We start from the raw sequence: 22,966 nt of genomic DNA on the forward strand, positions 1-22,966 counted from the left end.
AATGAATATCGTCAGCAACACCAAGTGCCGAAAGTGTGGAATAGTCGCTCACATTTCAACCGTTAAACGCACGAATACTGTTGGGCACGAATGTTTGAATGAGCTTGAATGCAAAAACCGAACTGAACAGTCTAAGAAAAAAGACTAAAGAAGGAATATTAAATGCCGCTTTTTCTCAACAAGCAAAAATTAGATATTTCTACACCATCTAATTTTAGCCTAAGCCTTAAAAATAATTCAGACCTGTTAGATAAAATATTTAAACCCGAAATATGGGAAGAGATATCTAAGAAGCCTGATGCAAGAGCGTATATGGAGGAAATTGAAGCTTTCGCAAAATCTGGAAATTCACAGTGTCAAGAGCTTGTGGCACAGTGGAATATAATACTGTGTCAGGGAAAAGATGATCCTAGCGTTCTAAAATTCGGCCTTAGGAAAGCCATTGAGTATGGGGCAATGGCCGCCAAGTCAGGTGTAGCAAGCGAAGCTCTTAACCTCCCTATATCGCTGGGTCAACTCGGTCAAATATTAATTGAGGAAAGTGGGGGGAAGTTTACTGGCGAGATTGAGCATATATTTAAAGAAATGTATCGCTGGTCACTGAGGAATTCAGAAAACGCAGCGCTTCCTGAATGGAAGAGGGCGCAGGCACGTGAAACCGCACGAGAACTGTATGAAGGTATGCCAGAGCTCTATGAGTAAAATTAATCGATGGGGTCAGAGTCATTGATTGACGAGGGAATGCCCTGCATTGCCGAACGGGTTGTGTGCAAGGATAAGCCAGGACGTCAGCCCGAATATCACGCTGCTTTCCGACGTGGCCTATCATAAGCGTCGAAGACCTCCATGCCGGATCAACACCAGAGTACGGGCCACACCATGAACGATAAAACCGCCATCATCCTCGGCGCCTCCGGCTCCGTCGGGCAGGCTCTACTCGACGAGCTAGTACGCTGCAGCGCTTTTAGCCACATCATCGCCTTGACCCGGCAGCCTCTCAATCTGCCAACCGAGGCGAAAGTGGAGCAACGGCTAGTATCCGATATGACGCCAACCCACCTTGAGCAAGCCGTTATTGAAGTACTCACCGAGTGCAACAACGAAGCGGTGGGCTTCAGCGTGCTGGGCGTAGGCGCGGGTACGGCGAAGCTTTCACTTGAGCAGCACCGCGCCGTGGACGTTGAGCTTAACGTTGCTTTTGCGCGTGGCTTGAAGGCCTCTGGCAAGGTGCAGCACTTTGCGTTTATGTCGGCCATCGGCGCTAATATCAAAGCTAGAACCACTGGCTCTGGTGCTCCGGGTTTGCCGCGTTATGCGCGCGTCAAGGGCGAGGCGGAAGCGGCGGTGTTGGATCAAGGCCCGGCGGTGGTGAGTATTTTTCGGCCAGCGATGATTATAGGCTCGCGGCATACACCGCCCTTGCTGTCTTCGGCTCTGTCCCTTTTCACCCCATTGATGCCGGCCAAGTATCGCTCCATCCGCACTACCGAGATCGCCCAGGCGATGGTTGCAGCTGCGCTGCAGGCGCCGGAGAAAAGTGCGATATATAGCTACCCGGAAATGATGGAGCTGATTGAGACAATCTCTCCGTAGAACAGAGCTCTTGCTTCATGGATAACACCACCGACGTCTGGCAGCAGTATTACCAGAAGGCCTTGAGCCGCCCTCACTCCTCCCGCACCGAACTGGCCGTAAGCTTGAATACTTCGGGCTTGCAAGTGGCTGTTGATTGCGGCTGTGGCACTGGAAGCGATATCGCCTTTCTCTCGGCGCGGGGTCACCAGGTGCATGGCTTTGATGTGAACTCCGATTCAGTCTCGCTGTGCCGGGATCGTTTTGCCGGTGACGCGCAGGTGAGCATTTCCCAGGCGGCGTTTGAAGACTATGCCTACCCACGATGCGGCGTGATGATCGCCCACTCCAGTCTGTTCTTTGCTGATCCGGCGCGCTTTGCAGCTACCTGGCAGGCGATGGCGTCGAGCCTTGCCGTTGGCGGTGTGTTTTCCGGTGATTTTATGGGTATGGATGATAGCTGGGCGACAGGTTATCGGACCGTGACGACGCCACTGACCCGGCAGCAGGTTACCGATCTGTTTGCGGGCTTTGACATCATTGAGCTGCATGAGCGTAACGAGCAGGGTATAACTGCGCTGGGCAGAACCAAGCACTGGCATATTTTATCGGTGGTCGCGGTGAAGCGCGGTTGAGCTGGCCTTCGCCAACCTTGGATATCTGCAACGGAATCTCCAGCGCCTTGCCGGGTCATCACTAGTTCAAAGCATATCGAGCGTATGTGGAAATCTCTTTCGAGCTGATCGGGTTGTTGTTTGCTGTGGCGGTCTTGGCGGGAACCATTGATACCCTGGCGGGGGGAGGCGGGTTAATTACCATTCCGGCGTTGATGCTCTCGGGCATGTCGCCGATCAATGCACTGGGTACCAACAAGTTGCAGGGTTGCCTGGGCACCGGCACGGCTACTGCGCTGCTATTGAGAAAATCCAAGATCCGCCTGCGACATATTCGCCCGCTGGTGATCGGAGCCTTTCTGGGCTCGGCACTGGGTACGGTAGCGGTGCATTTTGTGAATCAGCAGTACCTGACCCTGGCCGTTCCGCTGGTGCTGACCTTTATTGCGGTCTACTTCATCCTCTACAAACCCGGCAAAGCCGCGAACCTGGGCACCAAGGTCAGTGGCAAAACCTTCACCTACGCGGTGATTCCCGGCATCGGTTTTTATGACGGCATGTTCGGGCCGGGCACGGGGTCTTTTTTCACCCTGGCCAATGTAATGCTGCGCAGGGCCAAGCTGATTGCCGCCACGGCCACGGCAAAGCCGCTGAATTTCGCCACCAACTTTTCATCGCTGATCGTCTTTACCCTCTACGGCAATGTGGTGTGGCAGGTGGGGTTGGTAATGATGGTCGGGCAATTTATCGGCGCCTGGACCGGTGTGCACTTTCTCTACAAGATCGACCCCAACAAGCTACGCTTGCTAGTGGTCACCGTGTGCCTGGTTATGCTGGGCAAATATCTGCACTCCACCGGCTGGATCACATTTGCCCTCTGACCGGCGGGGCTGGGCATTCAGACAGGCGACACCCTCTGAGTAGGTGATGCGCAACTTCAAGTCTGACTGCCCAGCCATAGGAAAGCATGTGCAATAAATGCGCTGGATATAAGCCCAATCCGGCAGCCACATCCGCCGCGCCAACGGGACCAACCTTAGCGCCGCGCCTCCAGAATCAGATTGAAGGGCGTTTCCGCCGCACGCCGGAAATGCTTGAAGCCGGCCTTGCGGAACACCTCGGCCAAGCGCGCCTCTCCGGCCTGGGCACCGAGCACTTCGGTACCGCCTTCCGAGATCGCATGAGCACAGCAGATGCAGGTGGAGGCTGAGTAATAAAGCTGGCCAACGGTCGACATGTTCTGCTCCAGCCGATCATTGGCAAAGGGCTCGACCAGCAACACCGCGCCATCCGGAGCCAGCACCTTGGCCGCATGTTGCGCCGCTGCCAGCGGGTCGCCGAGGTCGTGCAGGCAGTCAAAAAAGCAGATGAGGCCATACTGCTTGTCCGGATAGTCCACCGCTTTGGCTACCTGAAACTCGACATGATCGGTTACCCCGGCTTTTATCGCATTCTGCGTGGACTCCTCGAGTGAAGGCGCGTGTACGTCATAGCCGTAAAAGTGCGAATTCGGAAAGGCTTTGGCCATCAACACTGTGGAATGGCCGTGACCGCAACCCACATCCGCGACGTTAATGCCTGCTTCAAGCTTCTCCACCACGCCTTCGAGCGCCGGCAACCACTCCGGCACCAGGCTGCTGCGATAACCGTTGCGGTAGAACGCTGCTACGCCGCATTGCAGGCGATGATCATGCTCGCCCCAGTTCACGCCCTTGCCAGTGCGAAAGGCCTCCAGCGACAACTCTTCATCGAACCACATGGATGCGGGCACCTGCCAGGCAGGCGGCAAGAACACCGGGCTTTCGTCATCCGCCAGCACCATGGCCTGCTCCGGTGCCAGTTCATAAGTGTCGCTGGCAGGGTGATAATCCACATAGCCCGAGGCGGCCTGGGAGTTCAGCCATTCGCGCACGTAGCGTTCAGCGCAGGTACTGCGCTTGGCCACCTCCGCTGCGCTGAGCGGGCCGGCACCGGCCAGGGTCTTGTACAGGCCCAGTTTGTTGCCCAGGGTGATCATGATGCCGCCATAGCCGGCAGCCAGATCACCCATCGCTCGCATCACAAAGGCCTCCAGTTTACTTTCATCGATAACAGGCATATTCATGGTAGGGCTCCTTCAGAGTTTTGTTCACAGGGAGATTGGATTGCCCGCACATGATCGCTGCCGCTAGCGAGGTAACTGAAGAGCCGGAACGACCTGAAAACGGTCCATTTATGCCACGCTGCTTGTGTGTAACGGCGAGGATCACCGCCATGAACGACACAACTCCCATTGATGAACGAAGCGACCAGGTTGCAGGCGCCCCACAACATGTGAGCCTTGTAGCTTTTCCTGATGCGGTGATGTCGACCATCGCCGGTATATACGATGTGTTGAACGCGATAACGCTAATGGGGATGGGTGACCCGGACACGCCGCCACCCTTTCATATCGAGTTAGTGGGAGAAGCAGCAGGTACGATGACGCTGGCCAGCGGCGTGCCGATCACAGTGCAGCGGGCAGTAGACGCAATACAGTCCACAGACATTGTCATTGTTCCCGCCGTGCTGCTACGGGCAGAAGGATGGCGGCAAAAGCGCTACCCAAAATTGGTTACCTGGCTGCAGTTGATGCACAGCCGCGGAGCGCTAATGTGTTCAGCTTGCTCCGGTATGTTTTTGCTGGCCGAAACCGGTCTGTTCGACGGCAAGGACGCGACCGTGCATTTTGGCTACGCCCAGACATTTGCCGCCAGCTATCCCGGCATCCCGATTCATCCCGAACGGGTGCTGGTGGTATCAGGCACGCATGAGGAACTGGTCAGCTCTGGCGCTTCCATGAGCTGGCACGATCTGGTGCTGTATCTGATTGTGCGCTTCGCCGGCGCCGCCACGGCGCAGGACGTGGCGCGCCTGTTCGCATTGCAGTGGCACCAGGATGGCCTGACACCCTACATCATGTTCGAGGGCAATCAGGAGCACGGTGATGGTGAAATTCTGGACGCGCAGCAGTGGTTGGCCGAGCATTTTTCCGTCGCCCATCCGGTAGAAGAAATGATCCGCCGTTCACGGCTGGCTGAGCGCACCTTCAAGCGACATTTCGCCAGCGCTACCGGCCTGACGCCGATTGCCTATGTGCAACGCCTGCGCATCGAGGACGCCAAACGGCGCCTTGAACGCACAAGCTGTTCAGTTGACGAGATCAGTTGGCGCATTGGCTATGAAGATGCGGCGTTCTTCCGCCGCCTGTTCAAACGCATCACCGGCCTGACCCCCAGCGCCTACCGCAAACGCTTTCGCATTCCGGGTTTTGCCCAGCGTTGATTCAGGCTATCTGATAGCGCGTACTGCGGCCGCCGCCTGGCAGGCGCGTCAAACAGCCCTTGCTCAGCAGGTCTGCCAGGTGGCGTGTCGCCGTCGCTTTGGATACCTTCGCCACCGTTTGATACTGCGCCGCGCTGATCCCGTCCTCGGAACCTTTCTCGCCGCCATCCAGCAGTCGGTTAAGCACCTTGACCTGTTCCGGCAGCAGGCCATCGGCGCGATGCGACTGCCAGAAGCGTGTTTTGGCCAGGACGCGATCTATACGCACCAGCGCCTGCTCCAGACTGTTGAGCAGGGTAGTGAGAAACCACTCCAGCCAGGCGGTGATATCCAGCCCACCTTTCTGGCTGGTTTCGAGAATGCGGTAGTAGCCGGAACGGTCTTCCAGAATGCTCGCCGACATGGCATAGAACCGAATGGCCTGGCCATCGCCCTGCGCCAATGCCATATCGGTGATAGCCCGCGTCAGACGGCCATTGCCGTCATCAAAGGGATGCAGGGTCACAAACCAGAAATGCGCGATGCCGGCACGCAACCAGGGGTCCAGCCCCGTATCACTGCGGCTGCGTTCAAACCACTGAAGAAAATCCTCCAGCGCCGGTTCCAGAACCGCACGCGGCGGCGCCTGGAAATGCACTTTTGGCCGGTCCAGCCGGCCAGAGACCACCTGCATGGGCTCCTCGCCGCGCAACTGGCCGACGCGGACGCGCTCAAGCAATGGAAAGTCATCGTCGGGGAACAACCTTTCGTGCCAGGCGCAGAGCCGCTCCAGCGTCAGTGACTGACCAGCGTTACCGGTCGCATCCAATAGCAGTTCCGCATAACCCTCGCTGCGAGGATTAGGTCTGCCGTCAGCGCTCAACCCTAACCGCCGGGCGAGAGAGGAACGTACCGACCCTACGTTCAGGGTTTCTCCCTCGATAGCCGACGAGGCGAGTATATTTTGCAGAAGGGCGTCGAGGCTGCTGCGCGCCTCGGTATCCGCATCCACTACGCCGGCCATCCCCAATAGCCGCCCCTGCGACTGAGTACAGGCGCGCACCAGCGGCGCCAGGCGCTCTGCCTGCCAGGTAAAATGCGGCCACTTGGGCTGCTGCCAGATCCAGAGCGAGTTATGCATGGAAGGTTATTCCTGTAGAGCCTGAGCCGAATATAACACTTATTCGGCTCATATTGTGAGCCGAATAGCGGGTCTAATTGGCTCATGCTCTGTTTCAGATAACCTTCGCCCTTTGGTTTGGACTTTCGGGTGATGCATGGCTGCGTGATATTCTTCAAGCCCGAGCCCGGAACAAGTCAGTGCTGACTTGATCTGGTCTCGCAACCCAATACCGTTTGTTCACCTGGAGCATGGCAGCCCGATGACAGAAGCCCCCTTGAAAACCCTTTCCGACCTGGTTAGCGATGCCCATGCCCGCATTCAGGCGGCGCACGAGCATATCAACCCGGTAGTGGAAGTACGGCAGGGGATGCGTGATAGCGGCATACCCGCCGACGTCATATCCATCGATTGCCTGCGCACGCAGCGGCGCATCACCCTGGTTCTGCATGATCAGCAGCCGGGCACTGTGCTCTACCAGTTCGTTACCCGTGAAGAAGAAGTGAGCGGTGACTTCAAGCAGATCGATGTCACCGCGCTGAGCAGCGATACCTTGTTTGACTGGATGCAGGATTACTTTGCGTGAAGGCCTAAACGCCCGCTAGGGCAAGATCATATGTAGATACCGGTCTCGCTCAAAATCATCCAATAGATAATGGTGTACTTCGGATTCGGCATCAGATGCGGGCAAGCTCAGAAAATGCTCTTTCCGCTTCAATGAATGGTCACCCTCCGCCATCAAGTCGGCTACTACACAATTGAGATTGGCCTCACACGGGCTGTCGCTGTTCTGGGATAGCTCTTCCACCACCTTTGCATAACAAGCCTTTCCGCCTGGCATCGAGTCATTCACCCGTTCTTGAAGCATGCAGTATAAAAAGCGATTTTCGGCTTGTTCTGGCACTATCTCCAAAGCAGCTTCAGCGTCAGTAAGAGCCTGTTGATATTGTCGGCTCTGAATATGTCCGTTTGCTTGAGACATGAGCTCTGAAGCCTGCCGAGCCTTATCGGAAGGAACTTCATTCCGCTCAGAAGGAGCCCTTTGATTATTTCCCTGCTCGTTGTCGGATTCAAACGTACACGCCGTAGCAACCAGGCTGAACAAAAAAAGAATAATGAGATTTTTCATTTCGCTTTCACTATGGGCAGGGGAATCGTCACGGCACCAGTAGGCGGTATAGGGACGGCGCTTCCCTCTGGCGCACTGTAGATGTAGCCACCGCTTATAACGACTTGAACCACATTACCAAGCTCAGGAGCCGGTAAGGTTAAAACTGCAGATCCTATAGGAACGTATTGGTCATTCGGCCAGAGCCCAGCTTCATTTCGATCTACCACTAGTGGGGTCGACAAAATCTGCCGCCCATCTATAAGAACCTTTGCTGCAGCTTGAAAATGTACAGTGCCCATGTGATCTGCTGCTGTGAACCCCATAGCCGAGATAAATAGCTCTCGCCCACTCAAGCTCAATGATCCTTTGATGAAAAATGTGCCGTTAACGCCAACGCCCTCAGCAGGTAGGAAGGCAACCTGCCGCAGATTGAACTCTTGAGCGTCCAATTGATAATTAAGAAGTACATCTCGACTATCAGGGTTTTCGGAGCTATCCCCGACGGCAAAAAAAACGTCGCTGGCCTCCACGTGCATAATATTGGTGTCTTGACCTTTGGCAATAGGCTGGTTAGCGTCAAATGAGCCCGTCAAGAGCGACCGCTTAGCGGCTGCCGCCAAGCTTGAATCAACTCTGGCAACACCATTTCCCGCTTCGGCGCCTACATTGACTGTGCCCTTCGCGATTAGCTTATTAGCTCCAGGCGGGCAACCACATGCAACATAGTCACCAGCTCTCGCCGCAGGACCTGCCGGTAAAATTGTGGTTCTTGCACCTACCGCAACAATTTCACCTACACCTTTTTTGCAGGCAGGGCAGGTTGCTTTGTGACCGACTGAGCTGGCGACAAGACCATCAAATAATATGCCGCTGTTACCCTCAATGACGGAGCCGCCGGTCGACGTTTTAGAGCCTATTCCTATGCTGAGCATCGTGTGAAACCTCCCTGTACTAATGCCAGTTCACCGCAACACCGGCGGTGACAAGAGGCATGATCATACATAGGGCAAGAGGAGGTGCAATCGCAATGGACCGAATTGATACTCAGGGCACACTTTCCAAGCTGCCCTAAAGCCAGAGTGCTCAGGAAATCAGTTAAACCGCACCCGCCGACCGAAACCGCTCGGTCAATTGCCGCATCGACAGCGACTCCTGGCGCAGCGATTCGCTGATTTCCCGGGACTGATTCACGCTGCCCATCAGCAGCACCGAGCTTTCTCTGAGCATGGCCGAGCGTTGTTTGATCAGGTTGAGTTCATCGCGCTGCAATGAGACCGAGCGTGAGACCTGGTGGCTGCTGGTTTCCATTTCTACAAACTGACCCGCCAGACGCGTGAGGTGGGTTTTCAGTTGATCGAGATTGGTTCGGTTGTCGGCACCGGCGGCGTGCATTTCGCCCAGCAGCGCATCCACGCCGCTGACCCCTTCGACCAGATCCATGACCCACTGGCGAATATTGCGGGTGGAATCGGCGGTACGTTGGGACAAGGTTCTTACCTCATCGGCGACCACCGCAAAGCCGCGCCCATGTTCGCCGGCACGTGCAGCTTCAATCGCCGCATTCAGCGCCAGCAGGTTGGTCTGGTCGGCGATGGCGGCAATCACGCCGATTACCTGCTCGATCTTGCTGGTGGATTCGCCCAGCGCCTGGATCGAGGTGGAGACGCGCACGATCACATCGACGGCGTTATTGGCGGCTGCCTCGCTGCTTTGCAGGCCCTGTTGAACCTGCGCGTTGGCCAGCACCGCTTCGCGTATTTTGGCGGCCGACAGCTCGGTGACCGACTCGATTTCCGAAGCCTGACCGGCGATAGCGCCCATCGAGTTATTCACCTCTTCAATCTGCTCACGGGTGGTTTCAGAGGCGGCCTGGACTGCCTCCGCTTCGGCGTCCAGGGTCGCGGAGCGCTGATTCAGGCTGGCGGCGGAATGGCGGATATCGCCGACAAACTGATCGAAGCGCCCGACCAGACCATTGAGAGCACGGGCCACGCCGGCGACTTCATCCTTGCCGGTGACCACCGGCGTGCGGCTGAGATCCGAAGTGGCGTCCATCTGCTTGATATCACTTTCAATATTCTGCAACCGGACGATCACCGTGCGCCTGAGCCACAGCGTCATCAGAATAATGGCGATCAGGAACACCGCAGAACCGACAATCAGGAACGCCTGTTGCTCGTTCAGATAGGCCAGCAACTGCGATGAGTCCTGCTGAATCATGCTACGGCTTGCGCGCTTTCTCTCTTCGATTGAGGCGAGCATCGGTTCCAGGGCTGGAAACAGCGAGAAGTCGACCACCTGGCCGACGCTGTAATAGCTCTGTTCGCGAATGCCGGGCTCAAGCTTGGCCAACAGCGCCAGCACCCCCTGAAAGTGCTCATCATGGGTCGCCGCCCACTCGCCCAACTGCTGGCTCTGTTCGATCACTTGCCAATGCTCGGGCAGCGATACCGCCAGCGCTTCAAACGCCGGGGTAATCTCATTCCAGAGCAGCAGCTGCGCCTTGACCTTATAGGCCAGATCCTGCAATTGCCGATGATCCTGTTCCAGGTCCTCAAGCATCCAGGACTCCTGCAGGCCGGCGGTGATCAGCCGCTTGGAGGCCGTTTCCGCCTCGTTAATAATCAGCAGTGACAACACTGCCAACGCAGCCAGAGCGCTCACGGAGATAAAGGCAAAGCAGAGGATGCGCGTACGAACGGTGGAAAACATGGTCACCTCACAACAGGATAGGCTCACGCAGGCTAGTCCCGTGATGTGACATTGCCATGACAGGCCGTCTGGAATCGCCCTTTGCTGCTCATAATCAGAATGATTGCCACCCAATCAGCTTAACTAGCGCTTGGCTCCCAGGCGCCGCAGACAGTGCTAACGTGCTGGCAGTCGCCACTCTCACCGTTCAGATAAAAGGAAATCTCGCATGTCACTAGCCGCAGGTCGTCAGTCGATTTTCATTACCGGTGCTGCTTCCGGTATGGGCCGGGAAACCGCGCGTCTGTTTCAGCAGCAGGGTTGGTTTGTCGGCGCCTTTGACTTGAATCAGAGCGGGCTGGAAGCGTTACAGGCTGAGTTGGGCGCCGAGAACTGCATGGTCGGCCAGCTGGACGTGAGCGACAAAGCGGCCTTCGAACGGGCGGTCAACGCTTTCAGCGAAGCGACCGGCGAGCGCATGGATATTCTCTTCAACAATGCCGGGATCGCGATGCGCGGTTTCTTTGACGAGATGCCCTTCGACGAGCAGATGCGCATCGTGCAGGTGAACTTCATCGGCGTGTTGAACGGCATCTACACCGCGCTGCCACTGCTCAAGGCCACGCCGAATGCGCTGTGCTTCACTACCTCTTCCTCCTCGGCGACCATGGGCATGCCGCTGATCGCGGTGTATTCCGCCACCAAGCATGCGGTCAAGGGCCTGACCGAGGCGTTGTCCAACGAATTCCGTCGCCATGACATTCGTGTTGCCGATGTGCTGCCAGGGCTGATCCGCACCGGCATGCCGGATGAAGAGTTATTGGCAGCCGCTGCCGAGACCGGTGCCTTCCGCGTGATCGAGGCGGTGGAAGTGGCGAAGGTGGTGTGGCAGGCCTACCAGTCCGACACTCTGCACTGGTATGTGCCGGAAGAACTGGCCGAGCTGGACAAGGCCGCCGGCAATCATCCAGAGAAGCTCCGCGACAAGTTGGCGCGCCAGCTCTAGAGTCCTTGCCGCAACGTACTGCCAGCGTTAGCCTGCGCACTCATTCTGCGGAGGTGCGCTGTGCGGGTTACTGTCTGGGATCTGCCAACAAGGCTGTTTCACTGGCTGCTGGTGCTGGCGATCAGCGGCTCATTGATTAGTGCACAACTAGGCGGGGACTGGATGCTTTGGCATGGCCGCTTCGGCCTGAGCGTGTTCGGCCTGCTGGTGTTCCGCCTGCTGTGGGGCGTGCTGGGGAACCATTATGCGCGCTTCGCCAGCTTCTTCCCCACACCGAGCCGGATCAGCGCTTACCTGAAGGGCAGTTGGTCGGGGCTGGGCCACAACCCCCTCGGCGCGCTTTCGGTATTCGCGCTGCTGGGGCTGCTCGGCTTCCAAGCCCTGAGCGGTTTGGTCAGCAGCGATGATGTCGCCTTCAGCGGCCCCTTGGCCTGGCAAGTGCCGTCCTGGTTAGTCGGGTTAGCGAGCGACTGGCACCGCAGCACCGAGCTGTTTATCTATCTGCTGTTAGGGCTGCATGCGCTCGCGGTGCTGGTGTATCAGTGCCGGGGTCGGCCGCTGATGGGCAGCATGATCCACGGCCAGCGCGACGTATCCGTCGCAGTTGAGCCAGCGCGGCCTGCTGGAGCCCATGCTCTGATTCTGGCGCTGCTGCTGACAGCGCTGGCCGTGTGGGGCGCCAGCGGCATGTGGATAGCGCCTGTGGTTTAGCCTCAAGCCTGCTCGGGCAGGGCGCCAGGGCGTTTGAGGCTGCCTAAGGTATTAAAGGCGATATGCGTGCTGGGGAAGACTTCGCGCACCTGTTGTTTGAGCCAGTCCGTACTGTCCAGCCGATCCATCAATGGGCCTTTTACTTCGGCCAGATGCACGTGGACATCGCGCTCCAGCAAGCCTTCGGTCAACTCGCTCAACATGTCCAGCCCGGTTCCGTCGATATGGTTGACCGCCGAGAGAATCAGCAGCACCTCGCGGGTATCCGGGTAGTCACGCAGGGCCTTTTGAATGGAAAACTCAATGGCCTTGGTATTGGCGAAGAAAATGTTCTCATCGATGCGCAGTGCCAGCGTGTGCGGCGCCGTTTCCACCAGGTGGCGCTTGGTGTTGCGGAAATACTGCGTGCCCGGCACTCGGCCGACCACGGCCACATGCGGGCGACTACCGCGCCATAACTGCGCGGCAATCGACAGACAGATACCCAGAACGATACCGCCCTCAATACCCAGCAACAGCACGCCCGCAGCGGTGCTGAACAGCGTCAGCCCTTCGGCGCGGTCATAGCGCCATGCGCGTCTCAAGCTGGCCACGTCGATCAGCGGAGTGACCGCTACCAGGATGATAACGGCCAACACCACCAGCGGAAGATGAGCGAAAATCGGCGCAATAGTGACCAGGATCAGCCCGATAATCACCGCTGCCACAATGCCCGCCAGCGGCGTATTCGCACCTGCTTCGACATTCACCACCGAACGGGAAAAGCCGCCGCATACGGCAAAACCGCCGGTCAGGCCTGAGCCCAGGTTCGCAGCGCCCAGCCCAAGCAGTTCCTGATTCGCATCGATACTCTGGCGCTTGTGCCGGGCCAGGGATTGGGCAATAGAGACGCTCTCGACAAAGCTGACCAGACTGATCAGCGCCGCGGGCAGCAACAGCGAGCGCAGATTACCCAGATCCGGCGTGACCCAATACAGCGACGGCAGGCCCAGCGGCAGACTGCCCACCACTGGCACCCCGCGCTCGGCCAACTGGCCCAGCACCGTGACCGTCATGGCCAACCCGACCACCACAATCGGCGCCAGCCGTGCCAACAGCGTCGCCAGCTCCTGTTTGAAACCCAGCTTTTTCAAGTGGCCGGAGAGCAGACTGCGCGCATACAGCAGCAGCAGTAGACAGATCAGCCCGAAGCCCAGCACCACGCTGTTGATTATCTGCCAGTCATTGAGCAACTGCAGCGGATTAGCCGGCAGACGCGGCACGCCGAGCAGATGCGGCAATTGGCTGAGCACAATCAGAATCGCCGCCCCGCTGATAAAACCGCTGATCACCGGATGACTGAGGAAGTTGGCGAGAAAACCCAGTCGTAAAAGTCCGAAGACAAACAACATGACACCCGAGAGCAGCGCCAGCCAGATCGCCAACTGCAGATATTGATCACTGCCAATAGTCGCCATCGGCGCCAGCAGCGTTGCGGTCATCAGACCGGTGACCGCGACAGGACCCACCGACAGGTTCATGCTGCTGCCGAAAATCGCGTAGGCAATCAAGGGTAGCAGACTGGCATACAAGCCGATCTGTACCGGCAGGCCGGCGAGCATCGCGTAAGCCATGCTCTGCGGAATGATCATCACGCTGACCACTAAACCGGCGGTCAAATCACCACTCAACCACGCACGACGATAATGCCGGGCCCACGCAAGAATGCCAGTACCACCGGGGGGCTGCAGGCGACGATTTTCCAGCATCAGGCAGTGGTCCATCTGTCAAAGAATTTGAATAACAGCATACCTGCAAGCATCGCCACAACGAAGAGCAACGCTTGCGGAACGCCGGCGCCCAGGGCAACTACTGCTGGCCCCGGGCAGAACCCGGCGACGCCCCAGCCCGCACCAAAAATCAGCGCGCCGAGCACCAGACGTCGATCAAGCCTATGGGTATCGGGCAGTTGCATGGGTTCGCCGCTGAGTGAGCGAGACGCACGCTGGGCCCACTGCATCGGCAGAAAAGCCGCAGCGATTGCGCCGGCCATCACCAGTGCCAGCGACGGATCCCAGGCTCCAAATAAATCGAGAAACCCGAGCACCTTGGCCGGATTAGCCATACCCGCAATAATCAGCCCGAGCCCGAACAGCAGGCCGCTAGCGAACGCTATGAGTTTACGCATTACTTAGGCTCCCCAGACATGGCGCAGTAAGAACACGCTGATAAAGCCCGCACCCATAAAGGCCAGTGTTGCCACAAACCCACGCAGAGAAAGCCGCGCCAGGCCACAAACCCCGTGACCACTGGTACAACCCGACCCCATCCTAGAGCCGAAACCCACCAGCAAACCGGCTACCACCAGCGCCACAGGGCCGGCCTCAATCACCATCGTCGGGCGACTATGCACAACCCAGTAAATCAGTGGCGCCAGCAGCAGGCCGAGAACAAATAACAGCCGCTCCCCATTGCCTGCCTGGCGCGGTGTCAGAAGGCCGCCGAGCATCCCGCTGATACCAGCGATACGCCCATTGAATACCACCAGCAGGGCAGCAGCCAGACCAATCATGACCCCGCCGATCAACGCTGACCAGGGGGTAAAACTCACCCAATCGACTGTCATTTCTAGCTCTCCTCGGCGCAAAATAATTGATACAGCGTCTCGATAACCGCCAGGGCTTCCGCGCTGGCGATACGGTAAAAAATCTGTTTGCCCTCACGCCGGGTTGTCACCATACCTTCGCGCCGCAGCACACCCAGCTGCTGGGACAGGGTTGGCTGCACAATGCCAAGGGTGGCTTCCAGTTCGCCGACATTGCGTTCGCCTTCGGCCAGATGACAAAGCAGCATCAGACGGTCGCGATTGCCCAGCGCCTTGAGCAAAGTCAAAGCCTTGTCGGCGGCTTGCTGCAGGCGCAGCAGATCAACAGCGTCGGTGGTAGATGGCATGGGGTCCCTCGATAACAATCTATTGACTTACAATATATATAAAAATAGATTGTATTCAAGCCGCAATTTTTCAAGTCCCAGTGAGGAGCCATTTATGAGTGACAACATTGTTAGCGTTAATCTGGAGCAGGAAGAGGCTTATCGTTTCAAGGTTGAATTCGGCAGTGAAACACCAGCGATCCTGACCGACGAGCCCGCGCCACTTGGCGCCGCAGCAGGGCCCAGCCCGGTCGAGCTGCTTATCAGCGCAGTGGCAAGCTGCCTGACCGACAGCCTGATATTCGCCCTGAATAAATTCAAGCAACCCAGCGACGGTATGCGCACAGAGGCGAGCGGCGAGCTTGGCCGCAATGCGGACAATCGCCTGCGGGTAGCCAAGGTCAACGTCACCCTGCATCTGGGCCATGCTCAGGGAGAAATTGAACGGCTGGAGCGGATCCTCGACCAGTTTGAACAGTTCTGCACCGTCTCCCAGAGCGTCGCCCAGTGCCTGCCCGTGCACCTGACGGTCATGGACAGCGAGGGCGTGCAGCTCAAGCAGAGCGTGCTGGGTGGCTGAGGCCGTTCCGATTGGAGGTGATAACAGTGCGTTGATGGGCGCATCAACAAGTCTTCAGCGCTTAAGCGAATCTTAAGTTTCACCTAGCAAGCTTCTCTGCATCACTGGAGAGAAGCTCATGACAGACTCACTTATTACACCACTATCACCGCTGGCCACCTTCAGTCAGGGATACCAACTGGAGCTGAACAGCGGTCAGGCGAGTACCGACCCGCTACGCGCGCAGTTCGAAGCCTTCATACACCAGCGGTTTGCCGAGACCTACGGCGCCACCGTGAAGCACTACATGCCACAACTACTTGGCCTGCGCCACAAGGGCGCTCTGCAGGCCGTCGTCGGTCTACGTCCTGCCAGCGCAAGCCCGCTTTTCCTTGAACAGTATCTCGATATTCCCGCCTGCACCCAGATCCGCCAACGCAGTGGCATTGCCATGCAGCGCGAACAGATGATCGAGGTGGGCAACCTGGCGGCTCTGGCACCCGGCGCGGCACGCATGCTGATTATTGCCCTGACTCACTACCTGGCTGCACAAGGCTTTAGCTGGGTGGTATTTACCGGCACAGCGATGCTGCTCAACAGCTTCCAGCGCCTGGCCCTGAGCCCCATCGACCTGGGGATGGCCGACCCTGCACGGCTGGGCCGACAGCAGGCGGAGTGGGGTAGTTATTACGCGACACGCCCCCGGGTGATGGCCGGCTATATCCCCGAAGGTCTCGCCCAGCTCAATCAACGGGACGCCTTTCAACGCCTGGGTTATCAGGCGCGGTACGCACAGCCACAGGAGGCAAACCATGCCAGCGCCTGATCATTTCTGGATGGCGCTGAACCAGCACGCCGAAAGCAGACCTACAAGGACGGCCTTGCAGGATGACAATGGCAGCCTGACCTACGGGGAGCTCCCTGGCCAGATCGTCGACCGCAGCAAACGGCTGAGCGAGGCTGGCTGTCGCCGCGTGGCACTTGCGCTGGAGAACGGCTGCGAATGGATCCTCTGGGATCTCGCGCTACTTCACACTGATCTTGTATGCATACCCATGCCCACTTTTTTCAGCGCCGGCCAGGTCACGCATCTGCTCGCCAGTGCTGATGTCGACACCGTGATCGGCGATTTGCCTGGCGGAGTCGACCCTGCGCAATTGGGCTTCAGGCGCACGAGCCTGGGCTGGCAGCGGCCGACATCATCAATGCCGTCGACAGCCGCAGCGATACCTGAGGGCACCTGCAAAATCACCTTTACCTCGGGCACTACCGGCCATCCAAAGGGCGTCTGTCTGGGCGCAAACGCATTGATGGCGGTCGCGCTGAGTCTGCAGGCAGCCTGCGCCGAAGTGACCCCCGAGCGTCACCTGGTGCTACTACCGCTTGGGGTGCTGTTGGACAACATCGGCGTCTACGCCGCGCTGTTGGCCGGCGCCAGCATTCAGCTACCCGAACATAGCGGCGTGCGTAACAACACCCTGGATATTCAACGCCTGTCACAGGTGCTGCAGCAGGCTCAGCCGCATAGCCTGGTACTGGTGCCGCAACTGCTGCATGGCCTGTTACGGGCGGCCGAAGCCGGAATACAGCTACCGACCAGCTTGCGCTTTATCGCCGTCGGCGGCGGGCGCATTGCACCTGCATTGCTCGACCAGGCAGCACGATTGCACTGGCCGGTTTACGAGGGCTATGGCCTGTCGGAGTGCGCTTCGGTGGTGTGCCTGAATCGTCCGGCGCAACACCGCCCTGGTAGCGTGGGCAAGGCACTGCCGCACGTGAGTATCAGCATCGCAGCTGACGGCGAGGTGCTGGTGCATGGCAGCGGCCCACTGGGATACCTGGGCAGCGTTGACCCGGTGCCTTCACCCTGGCCCACCGGCGACATTGGCCGTCTTGACGATGGATATCTGACGATTCTTGGGCGCAAGAAAAACCAGTTCATCACTGCGTTTGGCCGCAACGTCAATCCGGAATGGGTGGAGGCGGAGCTGACCAGTGATCCGGCCATTGCCCAGGCTTTCGTCCACGGCGAGGCCCTGCCCAGCAATCTGGCGCTCCTGGTGGTGGCGGACCCGGCCCACGTCAGCCACGCGCAGATCAAAGCTGTTATCGCCCGTGCCAATACTGACTTACCCGCTTATGCGCGAGTGCACCACTGGCTGGTGATCTCTCAACCCTTTACCGCTGCCAACGGCCTGCTGACCAGCAATGGACGGCTGCGCCGGGAAGCGATTTTCCAGCAATACCAGCAGGCTCTGCTGGATCTGTTACCCGAGGAATCAACGCATGAAATTTTTTGACCGCTTGCACAAGAGCACTGAAACCGAACGCCAATACCTGTTTGCCTCGCCGCTGATCCAGGCGGCATTGGCAGGCCAGGTCCAACGTCACAGTTATATCGCCTTTCTGACCCAGGCATTTCACCACGTCAGCCACACCGTGCCGCTGCTGATGGCGTGCGGGGCAAGGTTGAGCGCCAGGCAGGAGTGGATTCGCAATGCGATGGCCGAATATATCGAAGAGGAACTTGGCCATCAGGAATGGATCCTCAACGATCTGCGCGCCTGCGGCGCAGACGCCGAGGCGGTACGCAACGGGGAGCCGGCACTGGCCACGGAGCTGATGGTCAGCACCATGTATGACCGCATCAACCGTCTCAACCCGGTCTCCATGCTGGGCATGGTATTCGTGCTTGAAGGCACCAGTATCGCACTCGCCAGCCAGGCTGCGGGCAGCCTGCAAAAAGGCCTGGGGCTGCCGGACAAGGCGTTCAGCTATCTGACCTCGCATGGCGCGCTGGATCAGGAGCACATGAAGTTTTTCGAGCAACTGGTCAACCGCCTGGAGGATCCGGCAGATCAGCAGGCGATCATTCACACAGCACGGGTTATCTACCGGTTGTACGCCGACATGTTCCGCAGCCTGCCTGGCTCCATGGAGGTGCCCCATGCGCTTGCAGGATAGTGTTGTGGTACTGACCGGCGCGACCGGCGGCATGGGCTACGCCATGGTCGCGGCACTCTGCCAGGCCGGAGCTCGCGTGCTGTTGGTAGGCCGTCAGGCAAACGCCTTGCGCGCTATGGAGGCGGATTTCGGCTCCCGAGTGAGCAGTGTGCAAGCTGATCTTCGGCTGCCAGAAGACCGAGCCAGAGTGGTCGCCGCAGCGCGACAACTACCCGGTTTCAACCTGCTGGTGAACGCTGCGGGGGTCAACCACTTCGGCTTGTTCGAGTCCATGGATGATGCGGCGATCGCCGAGCTGATCGGCATCAACCTGACCGCCAACCTGCAGCTTACCCGCGCTCTTTTGCCTCTGCTCAAAGCTGCGCCGCAAGCCTGTGTGGTGAATATCGGCTCGACCTTCGGCTCGATCGGCTACGCCGGATTCAGCACCTACTGCGCGAGCAAATTCGCCCTGCGCGGCTTTTCCCAGGCGCTGCGTCGCGAACTGGCAGATACCCGCGTGGGCGTGCTTTACCTGGCACCTCGTGCGACCAATACGGAAATGAACAGCACCCAGGTAAACGCCATGAATCGCTTCCTGGGGGTAGCCACGGACAGCCCGGAGCTAGTCGCAGCCCAGCTGATCCGGGCATTGCAGCGAGACTTGCGCGAAGTGCACCTCGGCTGGCCCGAACGCCTGTTTGTTCGTCTGAATGGGCTGCTGCCCTCCCTGATGGACAAAGCTCTTCATCGCCAGCTCCCGACCATCCAGCATTACGCAAAATTTGCGGCAGCCGGTGCTGTGGCAGGCAGTTCTGCGGCAGAAAGCCAAAAACCCACTTCCCTATTGGAGCAACGCCCGTGAACAAGATCAAACAGCTGGCCCTGACCGCCGCGTTATGGGGACTGAGTATTGCCGCCCAAGCAGCAGACGTCAGTGAACTGCAGCAGCTTTGGGCGCAGATTCAGTATGAGTTGCCAGCCAACCAACAGTCCCAGGCCTTTTCCGTGCTGGCCGATCAGGCGCGCCAGCTGACCGAGGCCAATCCCGACAGCGCCGCTGCGCATATCTGGCAAGGCATTATTCTGAGCAGTTGGGCTGGCGCCGAAGGCGGCCTCGGTGCGCTGGGCAAGGTGAAGGAGGCCAGGGCCGAACTGGAGCAGGCGTTGACGCTGGAGCCCGAAGCACTGCAAGGTTCAGCCTATACCAGCCTGGGCGCGCTCTATTATCAAGTGCCTGGCTGGCCGATCGGTTTCGGCGACGATGAGAAGGCCGCCGAGCTATTGCAGAAGGCCCTGACCCTGAACCCCGACGGCATAGACAGCAACTATTTCTGGGCGGATTACCTGATCAACCAAAAGCGCTATGCTGAAGCCAGAACGGCACTGCTGAAAGCACAGGCAGCCTCACCCAGACCCGGCCGCGAACTGGCCGACAAGGGCCGGCAGCAAGAGATCCGCGAGCTGCTGAAAACCCTTTGAGTACACTACATGCGACTGCTGTTGGTAGAAGACGACAAATCCCTCGGCGAGGGCATTCTGACCGCGCTGAAAACCGAGGGTTACACGCTCGACTGGTTGCAGGATGGCGCCAGCGCACTACATGCCCTGAGCAGCGAACCCTTTGACCTGGCCATTCTCGATCTGGGCCTGCCGCGCATGGACGGCCTGCAGGTGCTCAAGGCTTTGCGTGATCGACACCACAGCGTGCCGGTCTTGATCCTTACCGCACGCGACGGTGTTCGCGACCGCATCGCCGGGCTGGACGCCGGCGCAGACGACTACCTGACCAAGCCCTTCGACAGCGCCGAACTCAAGGCGCGCCTGCGTGCGCTGCTCAGGCGCAGCAATGGCCGGGCTGAACCTTTGATCAGCCTGCGCGGGGTTATCCTCGATCCGCAAAGTCAGCAGGTCACTCTGGAGGGCAAGGCCGTCGGCCTGTCGCGCAAGGAGTTTGTTCTGCTGCACGAGCTGATCGCCCAGCCCGACCGGGTACTGACCCGTGATCGCCTGGAACAGGTTCTGTATGGCTGGAACGAGGAGGTCGACAGCAATACCCTGGAAGTCCACATCCATCACCTGCGGCGCAAGCTCTTTCCCGAGCTGATCAGGACGTTGCGCGGCGTCGGCTACATGATCGAGCGCCAGGCATGAGTTCAATCCGCAAGCGCATTCTGCTGCGCGTCCTCGGGCTGCTGCTGATTGGTTCATTGATCCTCAGTGCGGTCAGCTACCGCGACGCCGCTCACGAAATACAAGAGCTGTTCGACGCCCAACTGGGTCAAAGCGCGCGGGTATTGCAGGGTTTGCTGCGCCTGCCGCAAGCCCAGATCGATCATCAACAGCTGGCCCAGGCACTGATCGAGTCTGCGGGCGAGCAGCCTACGTTGGGCCATCGCTATGAAAGCAAACTGGCCTATCAGGTTCGTGATGCTGACGGTCAGATCATCGCGCGCTCGTTCAATGTGCCGGTCATCGGCGAGGACAACTGGCAGCCGGGCTTCAGCGATCTGGGGCAGGGTGAGCAACGCTGGCGGCGCTACGTATTGCTCGATCCGGAGCAGCAGTTGGCCATCTGGGTCGGCGAGCGGGCGGATGTGCGCGGCGAACTGGTCGGAAAGATAGTGCGCTCCACCCTGATTCCCGATCTGGTGGGCATTCCGTTGATGCTGTTGCTGGTCTGGCTGGCCATCGGCTCGGGCCTCAAACCGCTGGAACGCATGGCGCGGCAGATCCGCCAACGTGATCCCGACAGCCTGCAACCCCTGCTGATCAGTAATATACCCGTGGAACTGGAGCCCATGCAGGCGGCGCTGAATCGCATGCTCGATCAGCTAGGGCAGTTGCTGGCCCGCGAACAGCGCTTTATCGCCGATGCGGCCCACGAGCTGCGTACACCGCTGGCGATCCTGCAGATCCATGCCGACAACGCCAGGGCGGCAACGGATCCGGCAGAGCGAGAGACAGCACTGAGCCACCTGCATGCCGGCGTTCAACGGGCGACGCGGCTGGTCAGCCAGATGCTGACACTGGCACGACTGGGCGACGAGCAACAGCGCGAGCGTCAGCCCGTGCACCTGCAACAGACCTGCCGAAGTGAACTGGCGCAGCTGCTGCCGCTAGCACTGAAGAAGCATCAGGAGCTGCTATTCGATACCGACCCGACGCTACCCGAAACACTGGATATGGAGCCCGGCAGCCTGGGCATGCTACTGCAGAATCTACTCGGCAATGCCATTCAGCACTGCCCGAACGGCGGTACCATTCAACTTCGTTTGCAGCGTGAACAGGCGCCTGTGGAGTTCCTGTTACTCAGCATCGAAGACAGCGGCAAGGGCGTGCCGGTAGCCGAGCGCGGGCGGTTGCTGGAGCGGTTCTATACTCGCAGTGATCATCCCGGCGCCGGGCTGGGCCTGTCCATCGTGCAGCGGGTAGTGGAACGTCACCAGGGCCAGATCGAACTGGACGAGAGCACATTGGGCGGCTTGCGCGTCACTATCCGCTTGCCAATTGATTGAGAATTATCACCCCCCTGCAACATACTGGAGCCCGCGCTCTGCTTGCTTGATACTGTCTCGAAATGACTAGCAAAGGATTCCGAACATGAATGAACAACGCTTTGACCTGACCGGCAAAACCGCCTTGATTACCGGTGCTTCCAGCGGCCTGGGTGAACATTTTGCCCGCGTGCTCGCCGCGGCTGGCGCAAGCGTGGTAGTGGCAGCACGCCGGGCTGACCGTCTGGCAAGGCTGGTTCAGGATCTGCAGGATCAAGGCTATCAGGCGCTGGCCGTGACCATGGATGTGACCGACGCCGAGAGCATCGACGCCGGTTTCACCGCCGCTGAAACCCAGTTCGGCAGCGTGGACATCCTGATCAACAATGCCGGTATCGGCGAGGGCGTGCCCTTTCTCAAGATGACCGAGGGCAACTGGCGCAGCATGCTCGATACCAACCTGGACGGCGCCTGGCGCGTAGCGCATCGCGCCGCTGTGGCCATGGCCAAATCCGGGCAGGGTGGCAGCATCGTCAATATCGCCTCCATTCTCGGCTTGCGAGTTGGCCAGGGTCTGAGCCATTACGCCGTGGCCAAAGCTGGCGTGGTGCAGTTGACCAAGGCGATGGCCATTGAGCTGGCGCGGGACAAGATCCGCGTCAATGCGATTGCTCCCGGCTACTTCCGCACCGAGATGAACAACGACTATTTCGAATCGGAGAAGGGCCAGCAGTACATCAAGGAAAAGGTACCGATGCGGCGTCTCGGCCAGTTGGAAGAGTTGAGCGGGCCTTTGCTACTGCTGGCCAGTGAGGCCGGTTCCTTCATGACCGGCACCATCATCAATGTAGATGGCGGGCACCTGAGTAACAGTCTGTAGCGATCGTCTATAGCCGCGTACTCCATGGCATGACACTATGACGAACTGCTGTTGTGCGTGGGCCACCCCT

Annotated in this window: 26 protein-coding genes; 17 read left to right on the plus strand and 9 right to left on the minus strand. The window is 58.7% G+C overall.

The genetic code is table 11. The annotated features are described in order from the left end of the window. The first annotated feature begins 162 nt into the window (after nucleotides 1-162). The 4 genes from EAO82_RS01660 (at nucleotide 163) to EAO82_RS01675 (ending at nucleotide 3,067) form a co-directional block, all read left to right on the plus strand. Entirely contained in the window at nucleotides 163-702 is a 540-nt protein-coding gene (locus tag EAO82_RS01660; RefSeq protein ID WP_096345445.1) for a hypothetical protein, read from the plus strand. 177 nt (nucleotides 703-879) lie between these two features. Then, nucleotides 880-1,593, plus strand: coding sequence for an NAD(P)H-binding protein (locus EAO82_RS01665; protein WP_174958667.1), 714 nt, complete (start codon nucleotides 880-882; stop codon nucleotides 1,591-1,593). A gap of 17 nt (nucleotides 1,594-1,610) precedes the next feature. After that, a complete protein-coding gene (locus EAO82_RS01670; protein WP_096345447.1) occupies nucleotides 1,611-2,207 on the plus strand; it encodes a class I SAM-dependent methyltransferase in 597 nt (198 codons plus the stop codon). An 86-nt stretch (nucleotides 2,208-2,293) separates the two neighbouring features. Beyond that, nucleotides 2,294-3,067: a TSUP family transporter gene (locus EAO82_RS01675; protein WP_096345448.1), complete on the plus strand. Its 774-nt coding sequence runs from the start codon at nucleotides 2,294-2,296 to the stop codon at nucleotides 3,065-3,067. Between the two features lie 155 nt (nucleotides 3,068-3,222). Here EAO82_RS01675 and EAO82_RS01680 read toward each other — a convergent pair whose 3' ends face one another. Next, complete coding sequence (locus tag EAO82_RS01680; RefSeq protein WP_096345449.1) at nucleotides 3,223-4,290, minus strand: class I SAM-dependent methyltransferase; 1,068 nt, start codon at nucleotides 4,288-4,290, stop codon at nucleotides 3,223-3,225. Between the two features lie 149 nt (nucleotides 4,291-4,439). Between EAO82_RS01680 and EAO82_RS01685 the strand changes: the two genes are divergently transcribed. Beyond that, nucleotides 4,440-5,489: a GlxA family transcriptional regulator gene (locus EAO82_RS01685; protein ID WP_096345450.1), complete on the plus strand. Its 1,050-nt coding sequence runs from the start codon at nucleotides 4,440-4,442 to the stop codon at nucleotides 5,487-5,489. A gap of 1 nt (nucleotide 5,490) precedes the next feature. Here EAO82_RS01685 and EAO82_RS01690 read toward each other — a convergent pair whose 3' ends face one another. Beyond that, nucleotides 5,491-6,609, minus strand: coding sequence for a Fic family protein (locus EAO82_RS01690; protein WP_096345451.1), 1,119 nt, complete (start codon nucleotides 6,607-6,609; stop codon nucleotides 5,491-5,493). Between the two features lie 241 nt (nucleotides 6,610-6,850). Here EAO82_RS01690 and EAO82_RS01695 point away from each other — a divergent pair, with 241 nt between their 5' ends. Beyond that, nucleotides 6,851-7,174 carry a hypothetical protein gene (locus tag EAO82_RS01695; RefSeq protein WP_096345452.1) on the plus strand — a complete coding sequence of 108 codons (324 nt, stop codon included), beginning with the start codon at nucleotides 6,851-6,853 and terminating at the stop codon, nucleotides 7,172-7,174. Between the two features lie 15 nt (nucleotides 7,175-7,189). Here the strand turns inward: EAO82_RS01695 and EAO82_RS01700 are convergent, their stop codons facing one another. From EAO82_RS01700 to EAO82_RS01710, 3 genes are all read right to left on the minus strand, one after another. Then, the gene (locus tag EAO82_RS01700; RefSeq protein WP_096345453.1) at nucleotides 7,190-7,717 is read right to left on the minus strand and encodes a hypothetical protein; all 528 of its coding nucleotides are present in this window, start codon (nucleotides 7,715-7,717) and stop codon (nucleotides 7,190-7,192) included. Continuing rightward, entirely contained in the window at nucleotides 7,714-8,631 is a 918-nt protein-coding gene (locus EAO82_RS01705) for a PAAR domain-containing protein (RefSeq protein ID WP_096345454.1), read from the minus strand. Before EAO82_RS01705 ends, EAO82_RS01700 begins: the two co-directional genes overlap by 4 nt. Nucleotides 8,632-8,794: 163 nt before the next feature. Further along, the gene (locus EAO82_RS01710; protein ID WP_096345455.1) at nucleotides 8,795-10,411 is read right to left on the minus strand and encodes a methyl-accepting chemotaxis protein; all 1,617 of its coding nucleotides are present in this window, start codon (nucleotides 10,409-10,411) and stop codon (nucleotides 8,795-8,797) included. A gap of 208 nt (nucleotides 10,412-10,619) precedes the next feature. Here EAO82_RS01710 and EAO82_RS01715 point away from each other — a divergent pair, with 208 nt between their 5' ends. Together EAO82_RS01715 and EAO82_RS01720 are read left to right on the plus strand one after the other, a co-directional pair. Then, nucleotides 10,620-11,396, plus strand: coding sequence for an SDR family oxidoreductase (locus tag EAO82_RS01715; RefSeq protein WP_096345456.1), 777 nt, complete (start codon nucleotides 10,620-10,622; stop codon nucleotides 11,394-11,396). Nucleotides 11,397-11,456: 60 nt separating this feature from the next. Beyond that, on the plus strand, nucleotides 11,457-12,107 hold the full coding sequence (locus EAO82_RS01720) for a cytochrome b/b6 domain-containing protein (RefSeq protein ID WP_096345457.1): 651 nt from the start codon (nucleotides 11,457-11,459) through the stop codon (nucleotides 12,105-12,107). Between the two features lie 2 nt (nucleotides 12,108-12,109). Here EAO82_RS01720 and EAO82_RS01725 read toward each other — a convergent pair whose 3' ends face one another. The 4 genes from EAO82_RS01725 to EAO82_RS01740 are packed head-to-tail and all read right to left on the minus strand — an operon-like array spanning nucleotide 12,110 to nucleotide 15,038. Then, nucleotides 12,110-13,855, minus strand: coding sequence for a SulP family inorganic anion transporter (locus tag EAO82_RS01725; RefSeq protein WP_096345458.1), 1,746 nt, complete (start codon nucleotides 13,853-13,855; stop codon nucleotides 12,110-12,112). Beyond that, a complete protein-coding gene (locus EAO82_RS01730) occupies nucleotides 13,855-14,274 on the minus strand; it encodes a YeeE/YedE family protein (RefSeq protein ID WP_096345459.1) in 420 nt (139 codons plus the stop codon). The genes EAO82_RS01725 and EAO82_RS01730 overlap by 1 nt, the downstream gene beginning before the upstream one ends. A 3-nt stretch (nucleotides 14,275-14,277) precedes the next feature. Then, the gene (locus EAO82_RS01735; RefSeq protein WP_096345460.1) at nucleotides 14,278-14,712 is read right to left on the minus strand and encodes a YeeE/YedE family protein; all 435 of its coding nucleotides are present in this window, start codon (nucleotides 14,710-14,712) and stop codon (nucleotides 14,278-14,280) included. Nucleotides 14,713-14,714: 2 nt separating this feature from the next. Continuing rightward, nucleotides 14,715-15,038 (minus strand): ArsR/SmtB family transcription factor, encoded by a 324-nt coding sequence (locus EAO82_RS01740; RefSeq protein WP_096345461.1) that lies wholly within the window; start codon nucleotides 15,036-15,038, stop codon nucleotides 14,715-14,717. A 94-nt stretch (nucleotides 15,039-15,132) separates the two neighbouring features. Between EAO82_RS01740 and EAO82_RS01745 the strand changes: the two genes are divergently transcribed. The 9 genes from EAO82_RS01745 to EAO82_RS01785 all read left to right on the plus strand — a co-directional run bounded on the left by EAO82_RS01745 (nucleotide 15,133) and on the right by EAO82_RS01785 (nucleotide 22,896). Then, nucleotides 15,133-15,597 carry an OsmC family protein gene (locus EAO82_RS01745; RefSeq protein ID WP_096345462.1) on the plus strand — a complete coding sequence of 155 codons (465 nt, stop codon included), beginning with the start codon at nucleotides 15,133-15,135 and terminating at the stop codon, nucleotides 15,595-15,597. Between the two features lie 118 nt (nucleotides 15,598-15,715). Further along, nucleotides 15,716-16,402, plus strand: coding sequence for a thermostable hemolysin (locus EAO82_RS01750; RefSeq protein ID WP_096345463.1), 687 nt, complete (start codon nucleotides 15,716-15,718; stop codon nucleotides 16,400-16,402). Further along, the gene (locus EAO82_RS01755) at nucleotides 16,389-17,876 is read left to right on the plus strand and encodes an AMP-binding protein (protein WP_096345464.1); all 1,488 of its coding nucleotides are present in this window, start codon (nucleotides 16,389-16,391) and stop codon (nucleotides 17,874-17,876) included. Before EAO82_RS01750 ends, EAO82_RS01755 begins: the two co-directional genes overlap by 14 nt. Then, entirely contained in the window at nucleotides 17,863-18,540 is a 678-nt protein-coding gene (locus EAO82_RS01760; protein ID WP_096345465.1) for a TenA family transcriptional regulator, read from the plus strand. The genes EAO82_RS01755 and EAO82_RS01760 overlap by 14 nt, the downstream gene beginning before the upstream one ends. Then, nucleotides 18,524-19,384: an SDR family oxidoreductase gene (locus EAO82_RS01765; protein ID WP_096345466.1), complete on the plus strand. Its 861-nt coding sequence runs from the start codon at nucleotides 18,524-18,526 to the stop codon at nucleotides 19,382-19,384. The genes EAO82_RS01760 and EAO82_RS01765 overlap by 17 nt, the downstream gene beginning before the upstream one ends. Then, complete coding sequence (locus EAO82_RS01770) at nucleotides 19,381-20,001, plus strand: tetratricopeptide repeat protein (RefSeq protein WP_096345467.1); 621 nt, start codon at nucleotides 19,381-19,383, stop codon at nucleotides 19,999-20,001. Before EAO82_RS01765 ends, EAO82_RS01770 begins: the two co-directional genes overlap by 4 nt. 9 nt (nucleotides 20,002-20,010) lie before the next feature. Continuing rightward, nucleotides 20,011-20,673 (plus strand): response regulator, encoded by a 663-nt coding sequence (locus tag EAO82_RS01775; RefSeq protein ID WP_096345468.1) that lies wholly within the window; start codon nucleotides 20,011-20,013, stop codon nucleotides 20,671-20,673. Further along, nucleotides 20,670-22,037: an ATP-binding protein gene (locus EAO82_RS01780; RefSeq protein WP_096345469.1), complete on the plus strand. Its 1,368-nt coding sequence runs from the start codon at nucleotides 20,670-20,672 to the stop codon at nucleotides 22,035-22,037. The genes EAO82_RS01775 and EAO82_RS01780 overlap by 4 nt, the downstream gene beginning before the upstream one ends. Before the next feature lie 85 nt (nucleotides 22,038-22,122). Then, entirely contained in the window at nucleotides 22,123-22,896 is a 774-nt protein-coding gene (locus EAO82_RS01785; protein WP_096345470.1) for an SDR family NAD(P)-dependent oxidoreductase, read from the plus strand. The last annotated feature ends 70 nt before the right edge of the window (nucleotides 22,897-22,966 follow it).

The organism is Halopseudomonas pelagia, assembly GCF_009497895.1.
GTDB classification, from domain to species: domain Bacteria; phylum Pseudomonadota; class Gammaproteobacteria; order Pseudomonadales; family Pseudomonadaceae; genus Halopseudomonas; species Halopseudomonas pelagia_A.

Excerpts from the sequence above, each read along its gene's own strand:
- EAO82_RS01660 (WP_096345445.1), top strand. The coding sequence starts at position 163 with ATGCCGCTTTTTCTCAACAAGCAAAAATTAGATATTTCTACACCATCT.
- EAO82_RS01665 (WP_174958667.1), top strand. The coding sequence starts at position 880 with ATGAACGATAAAACCGCCATCATCCTCGGCGCCTCCGGCTCCGTCGGG.
- EAO82_RS01670 (WP_096345447.1), top strand. The coding sequence starts at position 1,611 with ATGGATAACACCACCGACGTCTGGCAGCAGTATTACCAGAAGGCCTTG.
- EAO82_RS01680 (WP_096345449.1), bottom strand. The coding sequence starts at position 4,290 with ATGAATATGCCTGTTATCGATGAAAGTAAACTGGAGGCCTTTGTGATG.
- EAO82_RS01685 (WP_096345450.1), top strand. The coding sequence starts at position 4,440 with ATGAACGACACAACTCCCATTGATGAACGAAGCGACCAGGTTGCAGGC.
- EAO82_RS01690 (WP_096345451.1), bottom strand. The coding sequence starts at position 6,609 with ATGCATAACTCGCTCTGGATCTGGCAGCAGCCCAAGTGGCCGCATTTT.
- EAO82_RS01695 (WP_096345452.1), top strand. The coding sequence starts at position 6,851 with ATGACAGAAGCCCCCTTGAAAACCCTTTCCGACCTGGTTAGCGATGCC.
- EAO82_RS01700 (WP_096345453.1), bottom strand. The coding sequence starts at position 7,717 with ATGAAAAATCTCATTATTCTTTTTTTGTTCAGCCTGGTTGCTACGGCG.
- EAO82_RS01705 (WP_096345454.1), bottom strand. The coding sequence starts at position 8,631 with ATGCTCAGCATAGGAATAGGCTCTAAAACGTCGACCGGCGGCTCCGTC.
- EAO82_RS01710 (WP_096345455.1), bottom strand. The coding sequence starts at position 10,411 with ATGTTTTCCACCGTTCGTACGCGCATCCTCTGCTTTGCCTTTATCTCC.
- EAO82_RS01715 (WP_096345456.1), top strand. The coding sequence starts at position 10,620 with ATGTCACTAGCCGCAGGTCGTCAGTCGATTTTCATTACCGGTGCTGCT.
- EAO82_RS01725 (WP_096345458.1), bottom strand. The coding sequence starts at position 13,855 with ATGCTGGAAAATCGTCGCCTGCAGCCCCCCGGTGGTACTGGCATTCTT.
- EAO82_RS01730 (WP_096345459.1), bottom strand. The coding sequence starts at position 14,274 with ATGCGTAAACTCATAGCGTTCGCTAGCGGCCTGCTGTTCGGGCTCGGG.
- EAO82_RS01735 (WP_096345460.1), bottom strand. The coding sequence starts at position 14,712 with ATGACAGTCGATTGGGTGAGTTTTACCCCCTGGTCAGCGTTGATCGGC.
- EAO82_RS01740 (WP_096345461.1), bottom strand. The coding sequence starts at position 15,038 with ATGCCATCTACCACCGACGCTGTTGATCTGCTGCGCCTGCAGCAAGCC.
- EAO82_RS01745 (WP_096345462.1), top strand. The coding sequence starts at position 15,133 with ATGAGTGACAACATTGTTAGCGTTAATCTGGAGCAGGAAGAGGCTTAT.
- EAO82_RS01750 (WP_096345463.1), top strand. The coding sequence starts at position 15,716 with ATGACAGACTCACTTATTACACCACTATCACCGCTGGCCACCTTCAGT.
- EAO82_RS01755 (WP_096345464.1), top strand. The coding sequence starts at position 16,389 with ATGCCAGCGCCTGATCATTTCTGGATGGCGCTGAACCAGCACGCCGAA.
- EAO82_RS01760 (WP_096345465.1), top strand. The coding sequence starts at position 17,863 with ATGAAATTTTTTGACCGCTTGCACAAGAGCACTGAAACCGAACGCCAA.
- EAO82_RS01765 (WP_096345466.1), top strand. The coding sequence starts at position 18,524 with ATGCGCTTGCAGGATAGTGTTGTGGTACTGACCGGCGCGACCGGCGGC.
- EAO82_RS01775 (WP_096345468.1), top strand. The coding sequence starts at position 20,011 with ATGCGACTGCTGTTGGTAGAAGACGACAAATCCCTCGGCGAGGGCATT.
- EAO82_RS01780 (WP_096345469.1), top strand. The coding sequence starts at position 20,670 with ATGAGTTCAATCCGCAAGCGCATTCTGCTGCGCGTCCTCGGGCTGCTG.
- EAO82_RS01785 (WP_096345470.1), top strand. The coding sequence starts at position 22,123 with ATGAATGAACAACGCTTTGACCTGACCGGCAAAACCGCCTTGATTACC.